General features: G+C 57.4%; 1 protein-coding gene. It reads left to right on the forward strand.

All coding sequences use genetic code 11. From position 1 onward, the window contains the following. Positions 1-29 precede the first annotated feature (29 nt). The coding region (locus MXD62_RS10375; RefSeq protein ID WP_248829112.1) for an aldehyde dehydrogenase family protein at positions 30-390 on the forward strand (361 nt) is incomplete at its 3' end.

Genomic DNA, 390 nt, shown 5'->3' on the forward strand with positions numbered 1-390 from the left:
TGACCACACAGACCAAAGCAGCCTGGAGGATGTTTATCGCGGGACAATGGGTAGATGCGGAAGAGGGCCATGTACGTGAGGTGTTTAACCCGGCTACCGGTGAAGTGATCGCTGTGGTGGCGGAGGGCGGACCGGGTGATGTACGCCGTGCCATTGCAGAAGCGAGAAAGGCGTTTGATCAGACGAGTTGGCCTGACACACCTCCAGTGGAGCGCGCGCGCTTGATGAACGCGTTGGCCGACAAGCTGGAACAACGCGCGGAGGAATTTGCGGAACTGGAAACGCAAAATAGCGGCAAGCCGTTGCGGGAAAGCCAGGCTGACATAACGGATGCAGTCAACTGTTTCCGGTATTACGCCGGTCTGATCAATAAGCCGCTCGGACAGACGT

The organism is Frankia sp. Mgl5, from assembly GCF_023242985.1.
GTDB classification, from domain to species: Bacteria; Actinomycetota; Actinomycetes; order Frankiales; family Frankiaceae; genus Parafrankia; species Parafrankia soli.